A 25,076-nucleotide genomic window follows, 5' to 3' on the forward strand; every position below is an offset into this window, starting at 1 on the left:
CGTGTCGGCCTTCCCACGAAGGGAAGGCAAATCAGAGCGCAGGCGGAAACCTCACGCTTCCGGAAACGAACGCTTTCGGCAACGGCACGGACTTGATACAATCCATGGCTAATTTAGCAGCGACTGGGATTGGCAAAGTGTCGCTCGAAATTCGCGTTCTCGGAGGTCTGACCGTCCTTCGCCTTGGCGAGGTCGTTTCCTTGCCGCCTTCGAAAAAGACGCGGGCGCTACTGGCCTATCTTGCGCTCGTAGAGCGCCCGCAGCGGCGCGAGCGCCTTTGCGAGATGTTCTGGGAGGTACCGGACGATCCTCGCGGCGCCCTGCGCTGGAGTCTCTCGAAGATCCGACAGGTCGTCGACCTCGGGAACGGCGAGATCCTGCAAGCCGACCGCAACGCAGTTCGCCTGAACACCAGCGAAGTCGTGCTGGACATCGCGCCGCTCCGGGGCCTCGGCGGTCGTGACATAGAGGCTCTCGGACCGGAGAAACTGGAGGCCCTCGCCGGAGCGTTCCGCGGCCGTTTCCTGGATGATCTTTCACTGCCGCGCTGTCCGGAATTCGAAGCCTGGCGCATTGCGACCGCCGACGAACTGCACGTGACGCATCTGCGCATCCTTCGGGTGCTCGTCGACCGGCTTGAGCCGGCGCGGGCACTTCCGTACGCGCATGTCCTGGACGGGTTGGAGCCTGGGGACGAGGCTCTTCGAGCGGACATCCGCCGGCTGAGCGAGGCAGCACGGCAATCCGCCATGGTCCAGAGCCGCGCTTCGAGTAGCGACATCGGGGTCGCTCCCGCCGATGAGAACGTCCCTCCGACGCGTGTTTTGCCTGCGTCGGAGATACAGCTTGCCTCTCCGCCGGAGCGAATCCTTGCGCAGGAGATTCGCCGGTGCACGACGCCCGACGGCGCGCGCTTGGCCTATTCCTTGAGTGGTCAAGGCCCCCCTTTGGTAAGGGCCGCCCACTGGATGTCCCATCTCGAGCTCGAATGGGACAGTCCGGTGTGGAAGCATTGGATCGAGGGCCTCTCCGCGCACTACCAGCTGATACGTTACGACCAGCGCGGCAACGGCCTGTCGGACCGGTATCCCGCCGACCTGTCCTTCGAGGCCATGGTTGCCGACCTGGAGAGCATCATCGATGCCGCTGGTCTGCGCCGCGTTTCCCTGCTTGGCATTTCCCAGGGGTGCGCCGTTTCGATAGCCTATGCCGTCCGGCATCCAGAGCGTGTGGCGGGGATGGTGCTGTATGGCGGATTCACCAAAGGTTGGCGCAAACGGGGCAATCAGCGCGAAATAGCGCGCCGCGAAGCGATGGGAGCGCTGATTCAGGAAGGCTGGGGCCAAGACGACCCGGTGTTCCGGCAAATGTTCACCTCCCTCTTCATTCCGGAAGCAACGCCGGAACAGAGGAATTGGTATAACGAGTTGCAACGCAATACCGTCTCGCCGGAGATTGCCCATCGCATCTTCGAGGAAGGCGCCGTCATTGACGTTGACGAGCTGTTACCGCGGGTCCGCGTCCCGACCCTGGTGATGCATGCTACGGGAGACGCGGTCATTCCGTTCGATCATGGCCAGGCGATGGCTGGGAAAATCCCCGGCGCGCGTTTCGTTGCGCTAGACAGCGTCAACCACGTGCTGCTTGGCCACGAACCGGCATTCGCGACCTTCGTCGACGAAACGCGTCGTTTCCTTGCCGACCCCGAACAGACGCAGCAACTGGCAGGCCCTCCGGCGTCCTTGGGAATCAACCGCTCTCGGCAATACATAACAGTGCTGGCCGCGGAAGTGGTCAGTCCCATGCATCTCCTCGAAACGGAGGATCCGGAAGTGGCGATCCGCGAATTCCAGCCCGTCGAGGATCGGGTGATAGACGTCGTGGAGAGCCATGGCGGCGTCGTCACGTCGGCTGCTGACGGGACAATCACCGCAGCATTCGGCCTCGCTCGCGCCACCGAGGATCACGCTTATCTTGCATGCCGCGCCGCGCTTGCGGCCAAGCTGGCAGTGGAGGAGCTTTCCCAGGGCGGGATCCAGTTGAGGGCCGGAATAGACACCGGCGAGGTGATCGTGCGGCAGCAATGGACGACCAAAGCCAGCAAGGTTGAACTGGCCGGAGCCGCGCCGCGTGCGGCCAACCGGCTGATGCGTGCCTTGCACCGTGCGACGATCGCCGCGACAGGCCGGGCGCGCGCAGCCGCCGGGGGCTATGTGCAGATGCACCGCTTAGCGCATTCGGAGCATCCGCAACTTGGCCACGAGGAACGCATTTACGAGCTGTTGGGCGAAAATCACGCTTTGTCGCGCTGGCACCTGAGGGCCAATCGCGGCCTCACCGGACTGGTGGCGCGCGAGCTCGAGCTGAAAATCCTTCTTGCAATCTGGCGCCGGGTCAGGGAGGGCCACGGCCAGGTCGCCGGGATCGTCGCCGACGCCGGCATGGGCAAGTCGAGGCTTGCCCATGAATTTCTCTCCCTCGACGAGGTGGCCGGTTTTACTGTGCTTGAATGTGGCGGTCTGGAGTTTGATTCATCAGTTACTCTGGGTGCTGTAAAGAAGCTGCTGCTCTCGGCTTGTGGCATTCGTGGCGAAGACGGCTTGGCGGAAGCCCAGCGCCTGTTTGCATTCAAACGGGCTGAACTGGACCTGGATCCAAGTCATACGGCGCCGCTTTCCTTCCTCGCGGACCTGCCGGTCGACGATTCTTCCTGGTGGCATCTCGATGCGCGGGAGCGGACCTCACGGGTATCCGAGGCGATGAGCGCATTTCTCGTTGCCTTGAGCCGGGCCTCGCCCGTAGCCGTGCTTATCGAGGATCTGCACTGGATCGATGCCGAGAGCGAGGCCGTAATGAACAGGCTGGTCGAGGTCATGGGCGCCAACCGTATCATGCTGCTCGCCACCTACAGGCCGCAGTACCGACACGAATGGAACCGCCGCGGCTATTTCCAGCAGATAAGGTTGGAGCGGTTCGCGCGGGACGAAATGGAGCAGTTCCTCACCGAATTGCTGGGATCCGATCCCAGCTTGGGGGAACTGCGGCAATCGCTTGCCGAGCGGGCCGAGGGCACGCCGCTATTCCTGGAAGAAATGGTGCGCGGATTGGTTGCGGACGGTGCACTTGCCGGCCAGTCCGGCCGCTACGAGCTCAAGAGGCCAGTGGATTCCATCACCATCCCGTCGACAGTTCAATCGCTCATCGCCGCACGTATCCAGCAGCTGGGTGACTCGGAAAGGCAGGCACTCCAACTCGCTTCGGTTATCGGCAAGAATGTTCCGTATCCCCTGCTGAGGGCGCTCTCGCCGCTCTCGGAGGCGGAGCTGGGGGTATGCCTGGCCAAACTGCAGAGTTTGGAATTCCTGTTCGAGGTCCAGAGCTATCCTCACGTGGAGTATACGTTCAAGCACGCGTTGACGCTCAAGGTGACCTACGAATCTCTCCTGGCGGAGGACCGAAAAAGGCTGCATCGGGCTGCATTGGTTGCGATGGACAGACTCTATGCCGGATCGCTGAACCACCACATCGAGGAACTGGCCGAACACGCGCTTCGTGCCGAGGCTTGGGAACCGGCCGCGGATTATCTGCTGCAAGCGGCGGGCCGGGCCGAGGAACGCTCGGCCTATTCCGCCGCGGTCCAGTTCCTCGAAAACGCCCGCAAAGCAGTCGCCGCGCTGCCCCGAAATCCGAAAACCCTCGCCCAGGCGATCAACCTGCGGGTGCGGATGCGGCCCGCCTACGGCGCCCTGGGTGCCTATCGGAAGGCGCTGCCGCAGCTATTGGAAGCGCGCGAACTGGCCATGGAACTGGGCGATCCGCAACTCATCTCCGACGTGTTGCTCCACTTGAGCTATCTCAACAGCTCCCACGGCCGCTACGAGGAGGCGCTGGAACCGGCCGACACACTCAAGCGCGGCGCGACGGCAAATGGCGTGCAGCGCTGCATAAGCGAGTCGGACCTGGCCGCCTCACAGGCGCTTCTGATCCGCAGCGAGGCGCGGCAGGTGCTGGAGCGGCTTGTTCCGCATGAGGAGAGGTTCACCAAAGCTTGGCGTCTGGAGCGTTTCGGACAGCTCGGTGCGCGTGCGGTTTGGTACCTGGGGCACCGCGCGCAGGCGGAAGCACGCCTTGGCCGGTTCGATGATGCGGAACGTTCGCTTGCCGAACTGCAGAAGGTCGCCGCCGAAGTGGCGCGCCCGATCGATAGCTGCGCGGCCGCCTATTTCACCGGTGTGGTGGGCGTCCTGCGCGGCCCCGAGCCGGCGCTTGTCGAGGCGCTGCAATTGTGGTCCTCCGAAGCCGCTACCAGCGCATCTATCCTACTCCGGCCATGGCTGTTGACCGTGCTCGGGCATGCGGAATTCCTGCTCGGCCGCAACCACGACGCGGGCGCCACCTTGGAAATGGCGGTGACCGAGGCTGAGCGGCTCGATCTTGCCCAGTTCGAATGTCACGCGCGCGCGGTGCTCGCATGCGTGCGTGCGCGCCTCTGTGAGCCGGAAGCTGCGGCCAATCTCGGCCATGCGCTCGAGCTTGCGCGGGGACGCGGCGATCCGTGGAGCGAGATCATCGTACTGCGCGGCCTTGCCGAGCTGAAGCCTTCCAGATCGGCCATTGGCTGGCTCGAACAGGCCTGCAATCTTGCCAGGCGGGTTGAATTGCGGCCGGAGCTTGCCCGCTCCTTGCTAGCTCTCGGGCTCGCGAAGCGGCGCGGCAAGATTGCTGGCGCGGATGCAACTCTCGCGCAAGCGGCCAAGCTCTACACAGAAATGCAGATGCGGGAGGATTTCTCCGGCATGGAGGAGCCGACCGGAAGTGTCCTGCCCGATCGCGTTCCCATGGCGGTTACGGCTTGATCCCTCCGCATCCAGGGATCTGCTTCGAAGGTTTGCGCTGCCTGTAGGGCAAGCAAGCCGCGGTCACGCAGCTCGCGACCCCGCGGTGTCATGGAACGATATCTGCCGGACCAAACGATCCGCCACCACGTCTGCGTGGGTCAGCGGTCCCATATGTCCGGCGCCAGGAACAATCGCCCCGATTGCGGCCGGAACGCGGGAAACGAGTTCGCGGGCGATGAGCCGCGTCGGAACTGGTGCAAATTCGCCGCGCAATACCAAGAGCGGAAAGCCAAATCGGGCATATTCGCTTGCTGGCGTCGATTCATGGATCAATGCGTGGAAGTCCAGGCTGGCCTTCGGCAGAAACCGCACGAGTGCAGCCTGAAGTTCCGGCTTCATCGCGGCGAAGATGCCGGCCCCACCCCAGTAGTCGATGAAATGAGCTGTCGCGGTCAGGTAACTGCCGTTGATCAGGCCGTCATGGACGGTGCCTGCGATCGCCAAGACTTCGCCGAGCGCCTCGTGGCCTTCACAGTCCAGCTCGCGCAGCAGGTGAAAGGCAGACGGCTCATAAAGGGAGAGGCTGGCCAGCCGGTCTGGACGCACCGCTGCTATATGCAGGGCCAATCCACCACCATAGGAATGGCCAACAAGATGCACAGGCCCGTCATGGTGGTCGATCATCTCCAGGATACCGGCGGCTTCGTCGGTCAGATGGAAAGCGCCGGCACCAGTCCAGGTGCCGCCGCCCGGCGCCCCGATCAGATCGGGTGCGATGAGCCGGTAGCTGTCATCGAGCCGCTCCGCCAGGCTGCGCCATTGCCGTCCGCTGCCGCCTGAGCAGTGCAGGGCGATGACAAGCGGTGCCTGGCACACCCTATGCGAGACGTGGGACGTCGATGCGGCAATCATCGAGCCCCGCCCTCCTCCGCCCTCAAAAAACGCGTGCGGCGGCTGGGATCACGCCCGGCAAACGAAGTGATCCAGTTGATCTCGAAGCGGGTGATGCCGATGTCGCGCAAGATGTAGTCCGGCAACTCATAAAGCTGTCTACGGTCCCGTTGGATACGAATGAAACGCCAGACTGCGGCCAACATTGTTCCGCCAGCCCAGCGCAAACCTCGCGTTCTGGTGAGGCACAGGGATGGGTTCACCATTTCACTCATTTTGATTTTCTCCATGGTTGCGGGCGCTGACTACGGCGCCAGTGAGCCCTTGTCGTTGTCCGCCGTGAGCTTCATCGTTGAAGGCAACGTCGATTTTTGCCGCGCTAGCGTTGTATTCGGCGGTCAGGCCGCTGCTCGGCGGGAGACGTCGAGAAACATTGCCAGGTGAGCCGCCAGCGCCTCCGCATCGCGGCCGACGCCGTCGAGGAAGCTGGAGCTTCGATGGCGCATGAAATTGAGGCCGAGCACGTAGAGTCCCGGATACGCGCAGACGCCGCCATCGTTCAGGATTTCGCCCCGGGCGTCGAACACATCCAGCTTCAGCCATGGGTATTCCCGGCGATAGCCGGTAGCCCATATGATCGTCTGGATACCCTGGTCGATGAGGTCGATTTCGGTCGCCTCGGCGCTCAGGATCAGGCTCGGAATGGAACCGGGATCGATCGAGTAGAGGCCATCGCCGGCGGCCGCGCGGTCTATATTGGCCAGCACGCGCCTCAGCCTGCGTTCCGCCGCCATGGTCGTTTCGGCGAGATCGCCGTTGAACCGAATGCGTGTATCGCAGGCGGCAGCCGCTCGACCGACAAGACGAATGCCTTGCTCCCGAAGACCGGCAAGGTCGAGCGTCCTGCGCTCGGGTGTGCCTATCAGCTGCAGGGAGGGCTGCCGCCGTGCCGCGGTGAGATCCGGAACTTCAGCGACAGGCTTGGCAAGCATTCCCAGCCGGTCGAGCCACCACAGGATGTCGTGCCCGCGGTAAAGCCTCGGTAGGCGTGTATGACTGCCGACCGACAGGGTCACCGGGCGTCCGGAGCGATTGATCTCCTCCGCAAGTTGTATGCCGGTCGCCGAGGCCCCGGCCACGAGAACGCCACCCTGGGGCAGGTGCTGAGGATTGCGATAGTCCCGCGGCACGACCTGCCTGATCCGGGAGGAGATCTGCTTTGCTAGTGGCGGAATGCGTGGCCGGTCGCTGTATCCGGTCGCGACCACGACCGCACGCACGCTCCATTGGCCGCGATCGGTCAGCAGCCGGAAGCCTCCGTCGACCCTTTCGGTCGAAAGCACCTCCACACCGTCCTCCACCGGTGCGGTGATCGAGCACGCGTAATCCTCTAGGAACCCCACCGTCTCGGCCATTGTCATGAAGCCGTCGGGATTGGCTCCGCGATAACCGCCGCCGGGCAGGCGTGTCATCCAGTTGGGCGTCAGCAGGCGCAGCGAATCCCACCGTTCGCTGCGCCAGCGCTCCGCGATGCGGCCGCGCTCCAGCACGACGTGGTAGACCCCGCGCTCGGACAGGCACCGGCTCATGGCTAAACCCGCCTGTCCGGCGCCGATAACGGCCACGTCTGTGCGTCGCATGGAATTCGCGCCTTGTAAGCAGGGGTACGAGATCGCCGGCGCCATCCTTTTACGGGACGAGGCCGGCGATATTGCTCTTCCGAACTGGAGATCAGCCCTTCACGGCAACCGAGACCGGCACGCCGTTGGTCAGCACGTCGAACACCGCGGAACGGGCGCGCGACTGCATTACGATTTCCTCGAGCTTCTCAGCCGAAGCATCGCCCTTGATCTTGAAGGAGATACGGATGCCCTGGTAGCCGTTGCGGACTTCGTTGGAGATGCCGAGGATGCCGCGAAGGTCGATGTCGCCTTCGACGGTCGATTCCACCTCATGCAGCGTCACGCCGCGCGCGGCCGCGATGTTCGCGATGCCGGCGGTGAGGCAGGAAGCAAGCGCGTGGAGTAGGTATTCGACCGGCGTCGGGCCGTTGTCTTCGCCGCACAGGACCGCCGGATGATCGCTGTCGGCCTGGTATGCCGTCACATGCGGCTGCTCGGCGCCAGCGCCGAAGAAGTTGGCCATCGTGCTGCGGCTGTGCGTGCCGGTGATCCAGCGGCTCTTGGCCCGGAACTGGAACTTGGCAAGCTCCGGCTGGCCCGCGACGGCATTGATGGTGGCCAGAAGGGTGGGCGTATTGACGCCGTTCCTCGGCTCCCGCGACGCCTTCTTAACGGAAGCCTTTTCCATGACCATTGTATCGTCCTGCATGTCATTCACTCCTGGGTTCGGATGTTGCGCGACCGGGATCGCCCCGGACGGCTAAACCTCGGCCGGCAGCGTTTGACGTGCAGTGGGAACAACAGTGGGAAAACGAGAGGTTTTTTTGCGTCAACCAGTCGTGAACAGCGCCAGATCCGCAATCAGCGAAACGGCGGGCCTTCAAACGCTTTGCTTCCTCGCGCGGTGCGATCTCCCGTAAGCGCCGAGAACGCTTCGCAACCGAAACCACAGGAGATCAGACCATGTCTCGTTCATTTGGAAAGGATACCCGCCCGTCCTCAACCGACTGGGCTGTCATAGCTCGCGGGCCAAGCAAGGCCGAGGTGCTCGCCCATATCGCGAAGATTCACATATACGCGAGCACCCTAAATCGGCCCGGCCGCGAGAAAACCACATGAGGCTTGTTGCGGCGGGAGTGCCGATCGGCCCCCCGTCGACAACACTTGTCGGGATAATGTTTTCGGTCGACGTCCAGCTGGCCGCACACGGCATCGCGGTCCATGCCGGGGCGAAGTTTTCGACCGGAAAGACCAGCGCCGTGCGCGTCGCGACCAGCATCCTGAGCGAGGAGCACCTCGAGCACGTCGCAAATTCCGTGGCGCTGGCAGCCGACCCGGCGCGGGAAGTTAACTGAGGCAAGTCAATCGCCGTTCGGACTGCTTACTCCGCCGCCACGCCCTTCACCTCGAGATAGCTTTCCATTGAATCGTCCATCGCCTGCAGCCAGGGCGTATGGTGCAGCGGCGCCATCGTGCCGGTCATCAGCGAGCGGTAGGCGTGGTCGCGGAAGCCCATAATGTCTTCCGCCTTGTGGTGCTCCCACTCCATGAAGGTCTGATTGACAGCCTCGACATCGAAGCCGGGATAGTCGGTCTGCTCCATCAGCTCCCTGGTGTAGTCGCCCTGGAACCAGATCATCTGCTCGGCGTCTTCAAGTGTTTCTTCACGTGCCCGCCATTTCCGGCCGTGCTCGGCCATCGCTTCGGCCGAGGGCAGCTTGATGCGGCCCATGATGACGTCGCGGGCGAACCAGGCCTGCGCGTCGAACATGTTGAAGGTGTAGAACTGGTCCTGCATGCCGATATAGGACAGCTTCGGGTTTTTCTCCCAGACGACGCCCTCGTAGAGCCCGTCCGGCCACATACGGTTGGCGGTCTTCAGCTTCAAATCCTCGGTGAGGAACGGGAAGGAGTGGAGATAGCCGGTGCACAGGATGATGGCGTCGACGTCTTTGGTGCTGCCGTCCTTGAAATGCGCGGTCTTGCCGACGACCTTCTGCAGCAGCGGCACTTCCTTCCAATTGTCCGGCCATTTGAAGCCCATCGGCTTCGAGCGGTAGCTGGAGGTGATCGATCTGGCGCCGTATTTGTAGCATTGCGAGCCGATGTCCTCGGCCGAATAGGAACGGCCGATGATCAAAATGTCCTTGCCCTTGAATTCCATCGCGTCGCGGAAATCGTGGCTGTGCAGGATACGGCCGTTGAAGGTCGAAAAGCCTTCGAAATAGGGAACGTTGGGCACGGAGAAATGGCCCGAGGCGACGACGACATTGTCGAACTCTTCCGAGTAGGTGACGTCGCTGGTGCGGTCATGCGCGGTGACCGTGAATTTTTTTGTCGTTTCGGAAAAGGTGACCATGCGCACCGGGCTGTTGAAGCGCACCCATTGGCGCACGCCGGATTTTTCGACGCGGCCCTTGATGTAGTCCCACAGCACGGCGCGCGGCGGATAGGAGCCGATCGGCCGGCCGAAATGCTCCTCGAAGGTATAGTCGGCGAATTCGAGGCATTCCTTCGGCCCGTTCGACCAGAGATAGCGGTACATCGAGCCGTGCACCGGATCGCCGTGCTCGTCGAGGCCGGTGCGCCAGGTGTAGTTCCACAGGCCGCCCCAGTCGGACTGCTTTTCGAAGCAGACGATCTCGGGAATATCGGCGCCCTCGTCAGCGGCCGACTTGAAGGCCCTGAGCTGGGCCATGCCGGACGGCCCGGCTCCGATGACGGCAACACGATCTTTCATTGCGGGCCTCCCGATCTCATTTCCCTAACGAAACAAATTTCACTGACAGGACAGTAATTGCCCCTTCGATGCTGTCAACAGGGCTTGTCGCGAAACCGCGCTTCGCCCAGCTGGATTTCCAAGCGACGCAGTAGCTCGGGCGAAATCCGGACATTGCGCAATTCGACACGGGTGGCTTGCCGTGGCAGTTGCGCTTCTGTATCGGCACCGAATATGTTCACCGTGAGTGAAATGAATCGGCAAGGTCCGGGGTGGCAACATGGCGAAAAAAGCATCCAGTCTAAAGCCCGCTGCGGCCGTCGTCGCCGCCAAAGCCAAGCCGTCGGTCGCTGCAATCGATCCGCGCAAGATACGCGCGCCGCTCACCCAGAACCCGCACGCCATTCGCGACACCCGCGAAAAAGTGCTGGAGGTCGCGATCGGCCGCGAGGTGCGGGCATTCCGCAAGAAGCTCGGCATCACCGTCGCCGATCTGGCTGCCGCCACCGACATTTCGCTTGGCATGCTGTCGAAGATCGAGAACGGCATCACCTCGCCGTCGCTGACCACGTTGCAGGCGCTGTCGCGGGCACTCGGCGTTCCCGTCACCGCATTCTTCCGCCGCTTCGAGGAAGAGCGCAGTGCCGTCTTCGTCAAGGCCGGCGAAGGCCTCGACGTCGAACGCCGCGGCACGCGCGCCGGCCACCAGTACAATCTGCTCGGCCATATCGGCTCCAACACCAGCGGCGTCGTCGTGGAACCCTATCTGATCACGCTGACCGAGGATTCCGACGTGTTTCCGACCTTCCAGCACGAGGGCATGGAATTCCTCTATATGCTCGAGGGCGAGGTGGTTTACCGGCACGGCAGCAATCTCTACCCGATGAAGCCCGGCGACAGCCTGTTCTTCGACGCCGATGCGCCGCACGGACCGGAAGTGCTGAGCGTTCTGCCGATGCGCTATCTGTCGATCATCTGCTACCCGCAAAGCGCGGGGTGAGAGTTCGATCTCCCCCTCGTGGGACCTCGTGGGGGGAGATCGGCAGCTTCGCCGACGACGCCTCTTTTGCAGCGTTGGCGATTGGCGAAAGCTGAGGTGACATCCAATCTCCCCCCTTGAGGGGGAGATGTCCGGCAGGACAGAGGGGGGCGAACCGCGATGACGCATAATCCAGTACCCGCCAACAATCGCCGCAATGCGCGCAGGATGCGCAAGGTGATGACCGATGCCGAACTGAAGCTCTGGAACGAGATCAGGGCGCACAGGCTGATGGGACTGGGGTTTCGGCGCCAGATGCCTATCGCCGGCTATATCGTCGACTTTGCATGCCCGGACAAAAAGCTGATCGTGGAGCTCGACAGTTCCCAGCACGCTGAGGCCGAAGCGTCGGATAGACGCTGCAAGAACCGCAAAGCTCGAAGCGCTGGGCTGGACCAGCCTTCGCTTCTGGAATGATGACGTTATCCGCGATATCAACAATGTCTGCCAGCATATCGTGATTGTGGCTGGGCTGGCTGGCGCGTCGTGATCTTCGCCGAAGCGGTGGAGTGGGCATTGTGGGAAGGCCGGCGCTCTACGGCGCCCCCCTCTGCCCTGCCGGGCATCTCCCCCTCTTGGGGGGAAGATTGGCAGCTTGAGAGGGCAGCGCAAATATCAGCAGGAAAAACTCAATCAGGCCCAAAACCCACCGACGTCGCACTGCCGTCATCCAACTTCGACAGCCACTCGACCAATGTCGCACGGTAACGCGTCAGGCCCTTGTAGGCGGCGAGTTCGTCGGGAAGGTCGCGGATGACGCGGTGCAGGCGCCGTGCCCATTTCGGCTGCGTCACCAGCTCGTCCATCTTGATCAGGTAGCAGCGGATCGGGAAGACGATCGCATTCGAGCGCGGCAGCCGCCAGAAGCTCTGCAGCTCGACGCGCAGATGAACCTTGTCGCCGACATTTTCCGGCGTCACCGTGGCGCGGTCCGGACCCCATTTGTGGTAATTTTCCGGGCTGGTATCGAGGCGCGGATTGATGGTCATCGTCCAGTTCAGCCGGCGCGCCGGCTTGCCCTGCTGGATGTTGGTGAGGAACTTCAGTGCCCGGACGAAGATGCCCTTCTCATGCGCCAGCGGCACCGGCGCGTGCCATTCGAAGAAGTTCATGCCGATGTCGAAATCGAGCGACCAGTCGGCCTGGGTGGTGACCATGCCGGCATCCATCCACAGATTGCCGTCGCGCTGGTCGAGGATGCAGAAATCGCCCTGGCTCTGGCGGGTAATGTATTCCATCGGCCCATAGGGCAGCGTCGAGACGTCGCCGAAGGTGAAGCTGTCGTCGATGCCGAGCGGCCGGTTGATCCAGCGCCAGCGGTCGCCATCGCGCGTCAGCGTGAAATGCTCGGGATAGCCCAGCGCCTGCTGCTCCATCAAAAGCTCGAGCAGATCCCAGCCGGCCAGCGTCATGTGCGGCAGCGACTGGCAGCGCAGCGGATCCTCGGCCAGCACCAAAGCGCGGTCCTGCATCTCGGCGACATAGTGCTCGTCGACGTCGATCAAATTCTCCAGCACGCTGCCCTTCGGCCCGACGACATGCGGCTCGATGTTGACGGCATACATGTAGCTGTCTTCATGGAACGGGAACGGGAACCGCCTGATGTGCTCGGGGCTGTTCCTGAAGGTGAAGTCGTCGCGGAACGTTTCCTTGCGAAAGGTGATGCCCAAGCTCGCCTCCTATCTTTCCAGCACCAGCGACCGGCCCTCGAAGCGCGAGACGCAGGGCATGATCTTGCAGCCCGAACGGTGGTCTTCCTCGCTCAGCCAGTGGTCGTTGTGGATGAATTTGCCGTCATGCGAAATGACGTTGGTCTCGCACTGGCCGCAGACGCCGCCGCGGCAGAGATAGGGCGGATCGACGCCGGCCGCCTCGATCGCCTCGAGCAGGCTCTGCTGCTCGTCGACACGGATGGTCTTGCCGCTGAGCGCCAGCGTCACGTCGAAGGGCGCGCCGGGCTGCGGGGCCGCGAAATGCTCGAAATGCACGGTCTCGCGAGGCCAGCCGAGGGCGGCGGCACGCTCGCGCACCCAGCCGATCATGCCGGACGGACCGCAGACATAGAGATGCGTGCCGAGCGGCTGCGACGACAGCAGCCGGTCGAGATCGACGCGCTCGTCGCGGTCGTCGTGATAGAGCCTGACCCGGCGATCGTAGCGCTCTCTCAGCAGGTCGGCATAGGTGCCGAGCGAGGCGGTGCGGCAGGTGTAATGCAATTCGAAATTGCCGCCTTCCGCCGCCAGTTGCGCGGTCTGCGCCATGAACGGGGTGATGCCGATGCCGCCGGCCAGCATCAGATGCTTCCTGGCGCGCAGATCGAGCGAGAACAGGTTGACGGGATAGCTGACCACCATCTCCGTGCCCGGCCTGACCTGCCTGTGCATGAACAGCGAGCCGCCGCGGCCGGCGTCGTCGCGGCGCACCGAGATGGTGTATTCGCGGGTGTCGAGCGGCGAGCCCATCAGCGAATAGGGATTGAGCCTGGTGCGTTCGCCATCGCGCATCTCGACGACGACATGGGCGCCGCCGGAGAAGGTCGGCAAAAGCTCGCCGTCGCGCCGGCGGAAATGAAAGCGCGTCACCAGCTCGTTGACCGGGACGACATCGCTGACGAGGACATCGAGCTTGGTGGTGCCGGTGCTCATCGAAAGACCTCCTCGATCGGAGGAATTTCGCTGCGGTCCTCGGCATTGATGCAGACGCCCTGGAAGGCGGCGAGCCGCCGCGAATAATGATCGCGCACCAGAAGCAGCAGGCCGCAATGCGAACAGGTCGCCGGCTGCGTCGTCACGTTCTCGGTGATGCCCTTGCAGTGGACGCATTGCATGCGGCGCGCCAGCGAGCCGCGATGCTCGGTCTGGATCGAGGTGTGGTCGATGCCGGCTTCGAGCGCCGCCTGCATGGCCTGTCCGATCAGCCCTTCGGTGCCGGCAAGGTAGAGCCTGAGGCCCATATGCGCGTTGGCCAGCGTCTGCTTCAGCCGCGGCAGGGCGCTGGCGAAGGAATGGCCGAGGTAGAACTGCGCCGGCTTCAGGGCTTCGAGCGCATCGGCGTATTTGCCGTCGCGGCCGGGAATGAAGATGATGTGGGCGCCGCCGAAGAAATCCGCCGGTGCCTTGGCGGCCAGATCGGCAATCGCCAGCGCTCCTTCTGCATCCGCTATGAAAAGATGATGCTTGCCAGGCTGCGGAGACAGGGTCCCATAGACCGGGCGGCTGATGATGCTTTTCGCTGCCATACCCGCAGTATGCCTCAGCCTTTCGCCGTGCGCTTGGTCTTCTTCGGATCATCGAAAGGAAGCGGCTCGGCGATTGCGCTGATGGCGCCGCTCTTGTTGCGGATCTCGAGCCTGGTGCCCTGCACCGCGCAGTCGACCTCGAGCCGGGCGATGCCCATCGATTTTTTGACCAGCGGCGAATACATTGCGCAGGTCACCACGCCGACCTTTTTGCCGTCGCGATAGACCGGTGCGCCCTCGTCGGCCGGCTCTCTGCCTTCGAGCAGCACGCCGAAGATCTTGAAGCGCTCCTTGCCCTTGAGGCGGTAGTGTTCCTCGGCGCCGCGAAAGCCCGTCTTGCCGGGGCTGACGGTGAAGTCGAGACCAAGCTCCCACAGTGTGTCGCCCGGGCCTTCGTTCTCAAACGGGTATTTCTGCGAATTGTCGTAGGGGTAAAACAGCAGATAGCTCTCGACGCGCAGCATGTCGAGCGTGGTGAAGCGGCACGGGATGATGCCGGCGCTCTTGCCCTCGTCGAGGATCCTGTCCCAGATCGTTCCGGCGTCCTGGCCACGGCAGAAGATCTCGTAGCCGCGCTCGCCGGTGTAGCCGGTGCGCGAGATCATCACCGGGAAGCCGAACAATTGCGTCTGCATGTGGTGGAAATAGTTGAGGTCGCGAATGCCGGGCACATGCTTTGCCAGATAATCCACGGCTAGCGGCCCCTGCAGCGAAAGGTCGTGCAGATTGTCGTCGAAGCGCAGAGACACGTCGCGACCGACGGAAGCGCGCTGCAGCTCTTCATGGCCGGTGCCCGAGCCATGCACGACCATCCAGGAATTCGGGCCGGTGCGGTAGAGGATGCAGTCGTCGGTGAACTTGCCGGCCTCGTTGAGCATGCAGGCATAGGCCGACTTGCCGGGATAGATCTTTTCGACGTCGCGCGTCGTCGCCAGATCGATCAGGTGCGAGGCGTGCGGCCCGGTGATGTGGACCTTCTTCAAGCCGGACACGTCCATCAGGCCGGCCTTGGTGCGGATGGCGATATACTCTTCGTCGGCGTCCTTGTCGTAGGTCCAGGCGGTGCCCATGCCGCTCCAGTCCTCGAGCTTCGAGCCGAGCGCGCGATGGCGATCCGCAAGCGTCGAAAATCTCCAGGATGCCGTCATCCGCTGGTCCTCCGTTCGAAAGAAACTTTTTTGCTTTCCCCTGCTCCCTGCACACAGGCGGGAGCGTTGCCTTGAATATTGATCGCAAACGCCGGGAGCCTGCAATACCCGTAAGCAAATAATTTCATTGTCAGGCAAATCCGGCGAGCCCAAACAAACGGTTAACGTCGCGTAAAATCGTCTTGACAATTCCAGAATTCGGCCGGATTTTATGAAAAAAATTTCACTCTCTTGAAAGAGGGCAATGACCGGCCAATCCGGACCGGCGTTGAAAAAGGGGAAAGCCGATGTCCGACCTGCAACAGCGCGTGGAAGCGTTGTACCGTTCCGACGTGCGTGGATCCATGCTCCTGATCGTCTGCCTGTGGGCGACGATCCTCTTTGTCCTGTTCATGACATGGCCATACGTCCCCGACGCCGGCATCAAGCTCGTCGTCGCGGTCGCCGCCGCCGCCGTGCTGATCTTCAACACGGCCGCGATCCTGGCGATGGTCAACCACTACAAGGAAGACAAGGACTTCATCTACGGCCTCGACATCAAGAATGCCGACGCCTACCGCAACCGCAAGTCCTGAGGGGGAGACGCATGGCCCGCTATACACCGCCCGAACAGAGCAAGGCCGGACAGGTTTTCGATATCGCCGTCGTCGTGGTCGCGATTTTCGTCGCGCTGTGGCTGCCGCTGAAACTAGGGCTGGCAGGGGCGGCAAAATCCATCGACGCGCTCGACGCCAAGACGTGGGAAGCGCTCGGACAAAACCCGACCATGGCCTCGATCTGGGAAAAGCTCGGCTACACGCCGGAAACCGCGCACGACATCATCCAGAACCGGTTCCACTACATCATCGACTGGCCGACGCTGATCATCATGGCGGCGGTGCTGAGCGGCTATTTCATCTTTCTGTTCCGCGCATCGGACCGCGAATACCGTGACGTCATCGACGAAAAGTTCGGCGACAAATAGATAGGGAAGCATCGTCATGTGGGTGGCACTCTCTTACGCATGCTGGGGCATCTCGATCGTGCTCGCGCTGTGGATGCTCTACGACTGGTTCAAGATCGACACGACCTATTCCGAAGAGATGCTGACCTCGTCCAGGGAAGGCGAACTTGAAGCCGTGTCCGAAAAACACCGGATATGAGTGGGGGATTGAACGATGACGATCACGGCTGAACCAGCGGTGCAAGTGCAAGGCGACAGGGTTTCACTGCTCAGGGTGCTCGGCCCCGCCCATGTCTGGGCGCTCGGTGTCGGCATCGTTCTGGTCGGCGAATTCACCGGCTGGAACTTCTCCGCCGACAAGGGCGGCGGGCTCGCCGCACTGGTGGTCTGCTGGATCGTCGGCCTGCTCTACACCTCCGTCGCCATGATCGATTCCGAGGTCACCTCAACGGTCGCCGCCGCCGGCGGCCAATATGCCCAGGCCAAGCACATCGTCGGGCCGCTGATGGCCTTCAACGTCGCGCTGTTCCTGGTCTTTGCCTATACCATGCTCGAAGTCTCCGACGCGATACTGCTCGGCCAAACAATCGTCGCCAAGGCCGGCGTCGAAGGGATGAGCTACAACTCCTTCATCGCCGCCACTATCGTCGTGCTGGCATGGCTCAACTATCGCGGCGTTCTGATGACGCTCAACGTCAATTTCGTCATCACCGCCATTGCCTACGTCTCCATCGTCATCCTGTTCTTTTCGGTCAGCCCGTGGACGCAAGGCGCCGTGCTGAAGCTCAACGACCTAGTCACCCCCGGCAATGCGCTGCCCTATGGCTGGATCGGCGTCATCGCCGCCTTCCAGTTCGGCATCTGGTATTATCTCGGCATCGAGGGCACCACGCAGTCCGCCGAGGAAGTGCGCTCGCCGGCGCGCTCGCTGCCCTATGGCACGATGGCCGGCATGATCACGCTTTTGATCGCCGCCGCCATGACCTGGTATGTCTGCGCCTCGCTGATGCCCTGGGAATATCTCGGCGTCACCCCGTACCCGCTCTGGGACGCGGGAAAGCTGACCGGCAGTGCGCTGCTGGAAAACCTGTTGTTCATCGCGACGCTGCTTGCCGCGCTCGCCTCCGCCAATGGCTGCATCAACGACGCCGCGCGCGCCTGGTTTTCGCTCGGCCGCGACCGCTATCTGCCGACCTGGTTCTCGGCGGTGCATCCGAAATACCGCACGCCCTATCGCTCGATCCTGTTCCTGCTGCCGATCGCGCTCGCCTTCGCCTTCATCGCCGACCTCAACCAGGCGATCACCTTCTCGATCCTGTCGGGCGTGCTGCAATACACCTTCATGAGCATCAACATCATCATGTTCAGGAAAAAGTGGCCGCTCGGCTCGATCCGCCGCGGCTACACCCATCCGTTCCATCCGCTGCCGGCTATCGTCTTGTTCTGCCTTTGCGTGGTCACCTTCTTTGCGATCTTCCTCGGCTTCGGCTCGCAGCTGATCGCCATGGTCGCTTTCTACTTCCTGATCTCGCTGTGGTTCCACTTCTACCGCTACAAATTCGTGCGCCGTGGTGCCCAGTTCACCATGCCGTGGCCGAAGCCGCAGGGCTACTGACAGGAGTAAAGGAGGCTCACCCCAAAACGCAGCGCAATCGCATATGGGAAAATGCCCCCTCACCCGGATTGCCAACCGAATTGCGAAGGGCAATTCGGGGCAATCCGACCTCTCCCCGAGGGGAGAGGAGATCGCCGGCGTTGATGCCAGGCTCTTCTCCCCAGCGGGGAGAAGGTGGCCGCCCACGGGTTTTGCCTCCGGCAAGCCCGAGGACAGGCTCCGCGGCCGGATGAGGGGGACTTCCTATACAAGAGCCCTGCCCCAGAATGGGGCGCGCCTGTGCATGACGAGATGTCTGAAATGATCTCAGCGTCGCTCGCCGGGGCGGTTGCCCTGGCTCTCGTCCTCCACGTAGCCTGGCTTGCGCGGGCCAGCCGCGCCAAGGCTTCGACCGGGCTTGCCGCCGACGAAGCCGGCGTCCGCGCCGTCATCCCCGACGCGGCCAACGTCTCGGACGGCACTGCCGGCGTCGTTACCTTCGCCGGCTCGTGGAACGGCCGGCGGGTGCAGGTGCGGACCATCGTCGACACGCTGGCGATCAGGAAGCTGCCGGCGCGCTGGCTGAGCGTTTCGATCACCGAAAAGGTCGCGATACCAGGCACTTTCGATATGATGATGCGGCCGGGATCGCCGACGACTTTTTCCAATTTCGATCATCTCGTCCATACGCTGCCGAAGGCGGCGGGGTTTCCGGCCGAGGCGGTGCTGCGGAGCGACCGCAAGGGCGTGCGCTTCCCCGAAGCCGTCATCGCCGGCCACCTCGATATCTTTGCCGAGGAGCGCGCCAAGGAATTGCTGATCACGCCGAACGGCGTGCGCATCGTCTGGCTTCTGGCCGAGGCCGAGCGGGCGCGCTACGGCGTATTCCGGCAAGCCGAATTCGGCACGGTCAGGCTCGATCCGGTGCTGATCGAGAGGCTGCTGTCGTCGGCTTCGGCGCTGCGCGATGCCATCAATCAAAGCGAACGGCAAGCGGCATGACCAGCCAGATCACCACCTCCCCCGCACCACCGAGCCCCTATCTGGTTCTGGGCGCTGCGATCGTCTTGCCGGCGAGCGGGCATGTCGTGCTCGGGGTGCCGGTGCGCGGCCTGCAATTCCTGTTCTTCATTGTGATCCTCGCCTGGGTCACCGCCAAGATCGCGCCGCCCGACGCCGGCTTCGTCGGACGCCATGCCGGCGGCTTCCTGATCTATGCCCTGTCGATCCTGGATGCCTACAAGATCGCCCGCATCCGCTATGCCAAATGGGTTCACAATCGCGGCCAGCGCAGCGATAGTGCGGCCGGCAGCGCCTCAGCCGATATATAACGACAGGAAAATTTTTTTCATACCAATTGAATTCCCGGGACTCATTCGATACATCTCGGAGGGAACAAACTCGCAGAGGCTGACATGTGCGGAATCGTCGGACTGTTTTTGAAGGACAAGTCGCTCGAGCCCCAGCTTGGCGCGATGCTGTCGGAGATGCTGATCTCGCTCAGCGATCGCGGTCCCGACAGCGCCGGCATCGCCATCTATGGCGCGCCCTCCAGTGAAGCCAAGATCACCATCCAGTCGGCCAAGCCGGAGCGCGATTTCCGCGGCCTCGACGCCGAACTCGCCAAGGCGATCGGCGCGCCGGTCAGCATTGCTGCGAAGTCGACGCATGCCGTGGTCCGGACAATGCCTGCCAAGATCGACGAAGCGCGCGAGGCGATCCAGACGCTGCGCCCCGACATCCGCATCATGGGCGCCGGCGACGTCGTCGAAATCTACAAGGAAGTCGGGCTGCCGGAAGCGGTCGTCGACCGTTTCGGCGTCCGCGAGATGACCGGCACGCACGGCATCGGCCATACCCGCATGGCGACCGAATCGGCGGTGACGACGATGGGCGCGCATCCGTTCTCGACCGGCGCCGACCAGTGCCTGGTGCATAATGGCTCGCTATCCAACCACAACAATGTCCGCCGCGAGCTGATCCGCGAAGGCATGACATTCGAGACCGAGAACGACACCGAGGTCGCTGCCGCCTATCTCTCCTCGCAGATGGCGCATGGCAAGAATCTGGGCGAGGCGCTGGAAGGCACGCTGAGCGATCTCGACGGCTTTTTCACCTTCGTCGTCGGCACCAAGAACGGCTTCGGCGTGGTGCGCGATCCGATCGCCTGCAAGCCCGCCGTAATGGCCGAAACCGACCAGTATGTCGCCTTCGGCTCGGAATATCGTGCGCTCACCAAACTGCCCGGCATAGACAATGCGAAGGTCTGGGAACCCGAGCCCGCAACCGTCTATTTCTGGGAGCATTGAACCAATGCCGGCAAGCAATGCCTTCAATACGGGCAACCTCTCCAAGGCCGCGCGCGAGCTGGGCCAGGCATCGCGGGTCTTCGACCTGGCCGAAATGTCGCTGCGCGAGCTCAACCAGGCGCTGCACGATCTGGCGCCCGGTTCGAACGAGACCGCCTGGGAGGTGCTCCACCCGCGAGGCAGCCATTCGGTCGCTGTCGGCGTCGACCAGCCGGTCGCCATCGATGTGCGCGGCAGCGTCGGCTATTATTGCGGCGGCATGAACGACGGCGGCACCATCACCGTGCATGGCTCGGCCGGGCCCGGCGTCGGCGAGAACATGATGTCCGGCCAGATCGTCGTCAAAGGCGATGCCAGCCAGTACGCCGGCGCCACCGGCCGGGGCGGGTTGCTCGTCATCGAAGGCAACGCGTCGTCGCGCTGCGGCATCTCGATGAAAGGCATCGACATCGTCGTCCATGGCAATATCGGCCACATGTCGGCCTTCATGGCGCAGTCCGGCAACCTCGTGGTGCTAGGCGACGCCGGCGATGCGCTCGGCGATTCCATTTACGAGGCGCGGCTTTTCGTGCGCGGCAAGGTCGAAAGCCTCGGCGCCGACTGCATCGCCAAGGAGATGCGGCCCGAGCATCTCGAATTGCTGCAAGGCTTGCTCGACCGCGCCGGCGTGACCGGCGTCAAGGCGGCGGAGTTCAAGCGCTACGGCTCGGCTCGTACCCTCTACAATTTCAATATCGACAACGCCGACGCGTATTGAGGCTCAATGACCTATCGCAACCCGCCGACGACGCCGCGCAAATCCGCGACCTTCGACGACTACACGCTTTCCGAGATCCGCCGCGCCGCGGCGACCGGCATCTATGACATCCGCGGCGCCGGCGCCAAGCGCAAGCTGCCGCATTTCGACGACCTTCTGTTCCTCGGTGCTTCGATCTCGCGCTATCCGCTCGAAGGCTATCGCGAGCGCTGCGACACCAGCGTCGTGCTCGGCTCGCGCTATGCGAAAAAACCGATCGAATTGAAAATCCCGATCACCATTGCCGGCATGAGCTTCGGCTCGCTGTCCGGCCCGGCGAAGGAAGCGCTCGGCCGTGGCGCGACGCTGTCGGGCACCTCGACGACCACCGGCGACGGCGGCATGACCGAGGAAGAGCGCGGCCATTCGAAGACGCTGGTCTACCAGTATCTGCCGTCGCGCTACGGCATGAACCCGCGCGATCTGCGCCGTGCCGACGCGATCGAGGTTGTCGTCGGCCAGGGCGCCAAGCCAGGCGGCGGCGGCATGCTGCTCGGCCAGAAGATCTCCGACCGCGTCGCCGAAATGCGCACGCTGCCGAAAGGCATCGACCAGCGCTCGGCCTCGCGCCACCCCGACTGGACCGGGCCGGACGACCTCGAGATCAAGATCCTCGAACTGCGCGAAATCACCGACTGGGAAAAGCCGATCTACGTCAAGGTCGGCGGCGCGCGGCCCTATTACGATACCGCGCTTGCGGTGAAATCGGGCGCCGATGTCGTCGTCGTCGACGGCATGCAGGGCGGCACTGCGGCGACCCAGGAAGTGTTCATTGAAAATGTCGGCCAGCCGACGCTTGCCTGTATCAGGCCGGCGGTGCAGGCGCTGCAGGATCTCGGCATGCACCGCAAGGTGCAGCTGATCGTCTCAGGCGGCATACGCAACGGGGCCGACGTCGCCAAGGCGCTGGCGCTGGGCGTCGACGCGGTGTCGATCGGCACGGCAGCGCTTGTCGCGCTCGGCGACAACGACCCGCGCTGGGAGGCGGAATACAACGAGCTCGGCACCACCGCCGGCGCCTATGACGACTGGCACGAGGGTCGCGACCCGGCCGGCATCACCACGCAGGATCCCGAGCTAATGAAACGGGTCGATCCGATTGCGGCCGGACGGCGGCTGGCGAATTATCTTAAGGTGATGACACTTGAGGCTCAGACAATCGCACGCGCCTGCGGCAAGAACAGCCTGCACAATCTCGAGCCCGAGGATCTTGTCGCCTTGACGATCGAAGCCGCCGCCATGGCCGGCGTGCCGCTGGCCGGCACCAACTGGATACCGGGCAAGAACGGCTTCTAAAACAAACCAAATGCCAGTAAGCGAGGAACTATAATGGGGAACGATCTCGCCGCCTTCGCCAAGGAGAAGGGCGTCAAATATTTCATGATATCCTACACCGACCTGTTCGGTGGGCAACGCGCCAAGCTGGTGCCGGCGCAGGCGATCGCCGACATGCAGCGGGACGGTGCCGGCTTTGCCGGCTTTGCCACCTGGCTCGACCTGACGCCGGCGCATCCCGACATGCTGGCGGTGCCGGATCCGGCCTCGGTGATCCAGTTGCCTTGGAAGCCGGAGGTCGCCTGGGTCGCCGCCAACTGCATCATGGACGACAAATCGGTCGAGCAGGCGCCGCGCAACACGCTGAAGCGGTTGATCGCGGAGGCGGCCGGCGACGGCATGCACATCAAGACCGGCGTCGAGGCCGAATTCTTCCTGATCTCGCCGGATGGCAAGACGATTTCCGACGAATACGACACGGCGTCGAAGCCCTGCTACGACCAGCAGGCGGTGATGCGCCGCTACGATGTGATCGCCGAGATCTGCGACCACATGCTGGCGCTCGGCTGGGGCGCCTACCAGAACGACCACGAGGACGCCAACGGCCAGTTCGAGATGAACTGGGCCTTCGACGATGCGCTGGCGACCGCCGACAAGCATTCCTTCTTCAAATTCATGGTGAAATCGGTCGCCGAAAAGCACGGCCTGCGCGCAACCTTCATGCCTAAACCCTTCCAGGGCCTGACCGGCAATGGCTGCCATGCGCATATCTCGGTGTGGGACAAAGACGGCAAGACCAATGTCTTTGCCGATAATGCGATGGAGCTCGGCCTGTCGGCCAAGGGCAGGAATTTCCTCGGCGGCATCATGAAACATGCGTCCGCGCTTGCCGCCATCACCAACCCGACGGTCAATTCCTACAAGCGCATCAACGCACCGCGCACCATCTCCGGCGCCACCTGGGCGCCGAACACGGTGACCTGGACGGGCAACAACCGCACCCACATGGTGCGCGTACCCGGCCCCGGCCGCTTCGAGCTGCGCCTGCCCGACGGCGCGGCGAACCCGTATCTGCTGCAGGCGGTGATCATCGCCGCCGGGCTCGACGGTATCCGCTCGAAGGCCGATCCCGGCCGGCGCTACGACATCGACATGTACCAGTTCGGCCATACGGTCGAAGGGGCGCCGAAGCTGCCGCTCAACCTGCTCGACGCGTTGCGCGAGTTCGACAACGACAAATCGCTCAAGGCGGCGCTGGGTGAGGAATTCTCGTCGGCCTATCTAAAGCTCAAGCAGCAGGAATGGAATTCCTATGCTTCCCACTTCACCCAGTGGGAGCGCGACCACACGCTCGACATCTGATCCGGAATTGTTGCACGCCGGCGCGAAACAGGTTCATGAAATACTCGATCTTCTCCCTCGCCCGGGCGGCATTTTCCGGCCATAAGAACTGGCAGCGCACTTGGCGCGACGCCAGCCCAAAGAGCCACTACGACGTGGTGATCATCGGCGGCGGCGGCCATGGCCTGGCGACGGCATGGTTCCTCGCCAGCGAATACGGCATCAGGAATGTCGCCGTGCTGGAAAAGGGCTGGATCGGCTCCGGCAATGCCGGCCGCAACACCACCATCATCCGCTCCAATTACGGGCTGCCCGGCAATACCGGCTTCTACGAGCTGTCGATGAAGCTGTGGGAGCGGATGGAGCAGGACCTAAACTACAACACCATGGTCAGCCAGCGCGGCGTCATCAACCTCTACCATTCCGACGCGCAGCGCGACGCCTATGCGCGGCGCGGCAACACCATGCGCATCAACGGCATCGATGCCGAACTGCTCGATCTGGCGGCGGTCAGGAAGATGATGCCGTTCCTGAACTTCGACGATGCGCGCTTTCCAGTGCAAGGCGGGCTTTTGCAGCGGCGCGGCGGCACGGCGCGCCACGACGCCGTGGTCTGGGGCTATGCGCATGCGGCGAGCGCGCTCGGCGTCGACATCATCCAGAACTGCGAGGTGACCGGCTTTGTCCGCGATGGAAGCGGCAAGGTGACCGGCGTCGAGACGAGCCGCGGCAGGATCGGCGCGGCCAAGGTCGGCATGGCGGTCGCCGGCTCCTCGTCGCGCGTCGCGGCGATGGCCGGCATGCGGCTGCCGATCGAAAGCCATGTGCTGCAGGCCTTCGTCTCCGAGGCGATCAAGCCGCTGATCCCCAATGTCATGACGTTCGGCGCCGGCCATTTCTACGTCAGCCAGTCCGACAAGGGCGGCCTGGTCTTCGGCGGCGATATAGACGGCTACAATTCCTACGCCCAGCGCGGCAATCTGCCTGTCATGGAAGACGTCTGCGAAGGCGGCATGGCGCTGATGCCGATGATCGGCCGGATACGGCTTCTGCGTCAGTGGGGCGGCATCATGGACATGTCGATGGACGGCTCGCCGATCATCGACAAAACACCGGTCGACGGGCTCTATCTCAACGCCGGCTGGTGCTATGGCGGCTTCAAGGCGACGCCCGGCTCCGGCCTGGTCTTTGCTCATCTGCTGGCGCGCGACGAGCCGCACAAGGAGGCTGCCCGCTTTCGTCTCGACCGCTTCCGGCGAGGTGCGATGATCGACGAAAAGGGCCAGGGCGCCCAACCGAACCTGCATTGAAGGCTGGCTGAAG

At 63.1% G+C, this 25,076-nt stretch carries 23 protein-coding genes and 1 pseudogene; 15 read left to right on the top strand and 9 right to left on the bottom strand.

The features are described 5' to 3' along the window. The first annotated feature begins 137 nt into the window (after positions 1-137). The gene (locus NKI25_RS24725; protein WP_352621161.1) at positions 138-4,856 is read left to right on the top strand and encodes an alpha/beta fold hydrolase; all 4,719 of its coding nucleotides are present in this window, start codon (positions 138-140) and stop codon (positions 4,854-4,856) included. Positions 4,857-4,919: 63 nt separating this feature from the next. On the opposite strand, the gene NKI25_RS24730 is transcribed toward NKI25_RS24725, so the two are convergent. From NKI25_RS24730 to NKI25_RS24745, 4 genes are all read right to left on the bottom strand, one after another. Beyond that, positions 4,920-5,750, bottom strand: a complete 831-nt coding sequence (locus NKI25_RS24730; RefSeq protein WP_352999648.1) for an alpha/beta fold hydrolase — start codon at positions 5,748-5,750, stop codon at positions 4,920-4,922. Beyond that, entirely contained in the window at positions 5,747-6,004 is a 258-nt protein-coding gene (locus NKI25_RS24735) for a YjiS-like domain-containing protein (RefSeq protein ID WP_198023510.1), read from the bottom strand. The genes NKI25_RS24730 and NKI25_RS24735 overlap by 4 nt, the downstream gene beginning before the upstream one ends. Before the next feature lie 123 nt (positions 6,005-6,127). After that, complete coding sequence (locus NKI25_RS24740) at positions 6,128-7,414, bottom strand: NAD(P)-binding domain-containing protein (protein WP_352621157.1); 1,287 nt, start codon at positions 7,412-7,414, stop codon at positions 6,128-6,130. Positions 7,415-7,460: 46 nt separating this feature from the next. Further along, the gene (locus NKI25_RS24745; protein ID WP_023674002.1) at positions 7,461-8,060 is read right to left on the bottom strand and encodes an OsmC family protein; all 600 of its coding nucleotides are present in this window, start codon (positions 8,058-8,060) and stop codon (positions 7,461-7,463) included. Between the two features lie 406 nt (positions 8,061-8,466). On the opposite strand from NKI25_RS24745, the gene NKI25_RS24750 reads away from it, so the two are divergent. Then, positions 8,467-8,706, top strand: a complete 240-nt coding sequence (locus NKI25_RS24750) for a hypothetical protein (RefSeq protein WP_352621153.1) — start codon at positions 8,467-8,469, stop codon at positions 8,704-8,706. Between the two features lie 26 nt (positions 8,707-8,732). Here the strand turns inward: NKI25_RS24750 and NKI25_RS24755 are convergent, their stop codons facing one another. Beyond that, the gene (locus tag NKI25_RS24755; RefSeq protein ID WP_352999650.1) at positions 8,733-10,091 is read right to left on the bottom strand and encodes a trimethylamine monooxygenase; all 1,359 of its coding nucleotides are present in this window, start codon (positions 10,089-10,091) and stop codon (positions 8,733-8,735) included. Positions 10,092-10,350: 259 nt separating this feature from the next. Between NKI25_RS24755 and NKI25_RS24760 the strand changes: the two genes are divergently transcribed. Next, positions 10,351-11,070 (top strand): helix-turn-helix domain-containing protein, encoded by a 720-nt coding sequence (locus tag NKI25_RS24760; protein WP_352452528.1) that lies wholly within the window; start codon positions 10,351-10,353, stop codon positions 11,068-11,070. 159 nt (positions 11,071-11,229) lie between these two features. Next, a pseudogene (locus NKI25_RS24765) lies at positions 11,230-11,599 on the top strand (endonuclease domain-containing protein). A gap of 139 nt (positions 11,600-11,738) precedes the next feature. On the opposite strand, the gene NKI25_RS24770 reads toward NKI25_RS24765, so the two are convergent. The 4 genes from NKI25_RS24770 to NKI25_RS24785 are packed head-to-tail and all read right to left on the bottom strand — an operon-like array spanning position 11,739 to position 15,495. Further along, the gene (locus NKI25_RS24770) at positions 11,739-12,779 is read right to left on the bottom strand and encodes a heme-dependent oxidative N-demethylase family protein (RefSeq protein ID WP_352621149.1); all 1,041 of its coding nucleotides are present in this window, start codon (positions 12,777-12,779) and stop codon (positions 11,739-11,741) included. A gap of 9 nt (positions 12,780-12,788) precedes the next feature. Further along, complete coding sequence (locus tag NKI25_RS24775) at positions 12,789-13,754, bottom strand: PDR/VanB family oxidoreductase (RefSeq protein ID WP_352704679.1); 966 nt, start codon at positions 13,752-13,754, stop codon at positions 12,789-12,791. After that, positions 13,751-14,347, bottom strand: coding sequence for a dimethylamine monooxygenase subunit DmmA family protein (locus NKI25_RS24780; RefSeq protein WP_023673995.1), 597 nt, complete (start codon positions 14,345-14,347; stop codon positions 13,751-13,753). Before NKI25_RS24780 ends, NKI25_RS24775 begins: the two co-directional genes overlap by 4 nt. A 14-nt stretch (positions 14,348-14,361) precedes the next feature. Then, entirely contained in the window at positions 14,362-15,495 is a 1,134-nt protein-coding gene (locus NKI25_RS24785; protein WP_352621145.1) for an aminomethyl transferase family protein, read from the bottom strand. A 287-nt stretch (positions 15,496-15,782) separates the two neighbouring features. Here NKI25_RS24785 and NKI25_RS24790 point away from each other — a divergent pair, with 287 nt between their 5' ends. From NKI25_RS24790 to NKI25_RS24840, 11 genes are all read left to right on the top strand, one after another. Further along, complete coding sequence (locus tag NKI25_RS24790; RefSeq protein WP_023673993.1) at positions 15,783-16,070, top strand: hypothetical protein; 288 nt, start codon at positions 15,783-15,785, stop codon at positions 16,068-16,070. 11 nt (positions 16,071-16,081) lie between these two features. Further along, positions 16,082-16,459 carry a hypothetical protein gene (locus NKI25_RS24795; RefSeq protein ID WP_352621143.1) on the top strand — a complete coding sequence of 126 codons (378 nt, stop codon included), beginning with the start codon at positions 16,082-16,084 and terminating at the stop codon, positions 16,457-16,459. A gap of 16 nt (positions 16,460-16,475) precedes the next feature. Continuing rightward, positions 16,476-16,637 carry a hypothetical protein gene (locus tag NKI25_RS24800; RefSeq protein ID WP_023673991.1) on the top strand — a complete coding sequence of 54 codons (162 nt, stop codon included), beginning with the start codon at positions 16,476-16,478 and terminating at the stop codon, positions 16,635-16,637. Between the two features lie 15 nt (positions 16,638-16,652). Further along, a complete protein-coding gene (locus tag NKI25_RS24805) occupies positions 16,653-18,053 on the top strand; it encodes an APC family permease (protein WP_352999653.1) in 1,401 nt (466 codons plus the stop codon). 291 nt (positions 18,054-18,344) lie between these two features. Beyond that, positions 18,345-19,034 (top strand): hypothetical protein, encoded by a 690-nt coding sequence (locus NKI25_RS24810; RefSeq protein ID WP_352704677.1) that lies wholly within the window; start codon positions 18,345-18,347, stop codon positions 19,032-19,034. After that, a complete protein-coding gene (locus NKI25_RS24815; RefSeq protein WP_352621137.1) occupies positions 19,031-19,363 on the top strand; it encodes a hypothetical protein in 333 nt (110 codons plus the stop codon). The genes NKI25_RS24810 and NKI25_RS24815 overlap by 4 nt, the downstream gene beginning before the upstream one ends. 84 nt (positions 19,364-19,447) lie before the next feature. Further along, entirely contained in the window at positions 19,448-20,341 is an 894-nt protein-coding gene (locus NKI25_RS24820) for a class II glutamine amidotransferase (RefSeq protein ID WP_352755439.1), read from the top strand. Positions 20,342-20,435: 94 nt separating this feature from the next. Beyond that, entirely contained in the window at positions 20,436-21,098 is a 663-nt protein-coding gene (locus tag NKI25_RS24825) for a GltB/FmdC/FwdC-like GXGXG domain-containing protein (RefSeq protein ID WP_245274607.1), read from the top strand. A gap of 6 nt (positions 21,099-21,104) precedes the next feature. After that, a complete protein-coding gene (locus NKI25_RS24830) occupies positions 21,105-22,433 on the top strand; it encodes an FMN-binding glutamate synthase family protein (RefSeq protein WP_023673984.1) in 1,329 nt (442 codons plus the stop codon). Between the two features lie 33 nt (positions 22,434-22,466). After that, the gene (glnT, locus tag NKI25_RS24835; RefSeq protein WP_352634393.1) at positions 22,467-23,774 is read left to right on the top strand and encodes a type III glutamate--ammonia ligase; all 1,308 of its coding nucleotides are present in this window, start codon (positions 22,467-22,469) and stop codon (positions 23,772-23,774) included. Between the two features lie 35 nt (positions 23,775-23,809). Further along, on the top strand, positions 23,810-25,063 hold the full coding sequence (locus NKI25_RS24840) for a sarcosine oxidase subunit beta family protein (RefSeq protein WP_023673982.1): 1,254 nt from the start codon (positions 23,810-23,812) through the stop codon (positions 25,061-25,063). Positions 25,064-25,076 lie beyond the last annotated feature (13 nt).

Origin of the sequence: Mesorhizobium sp. M0808, from assembly GCF_040320025.1 — a bacterium.
In the GTDB taxonomy this organism is placed as follows: Bacteria; Pseudomonadota; Alphaproteobacteria; order Rhizobiales; family Rhizobiaceae; genus Mesorhizobium.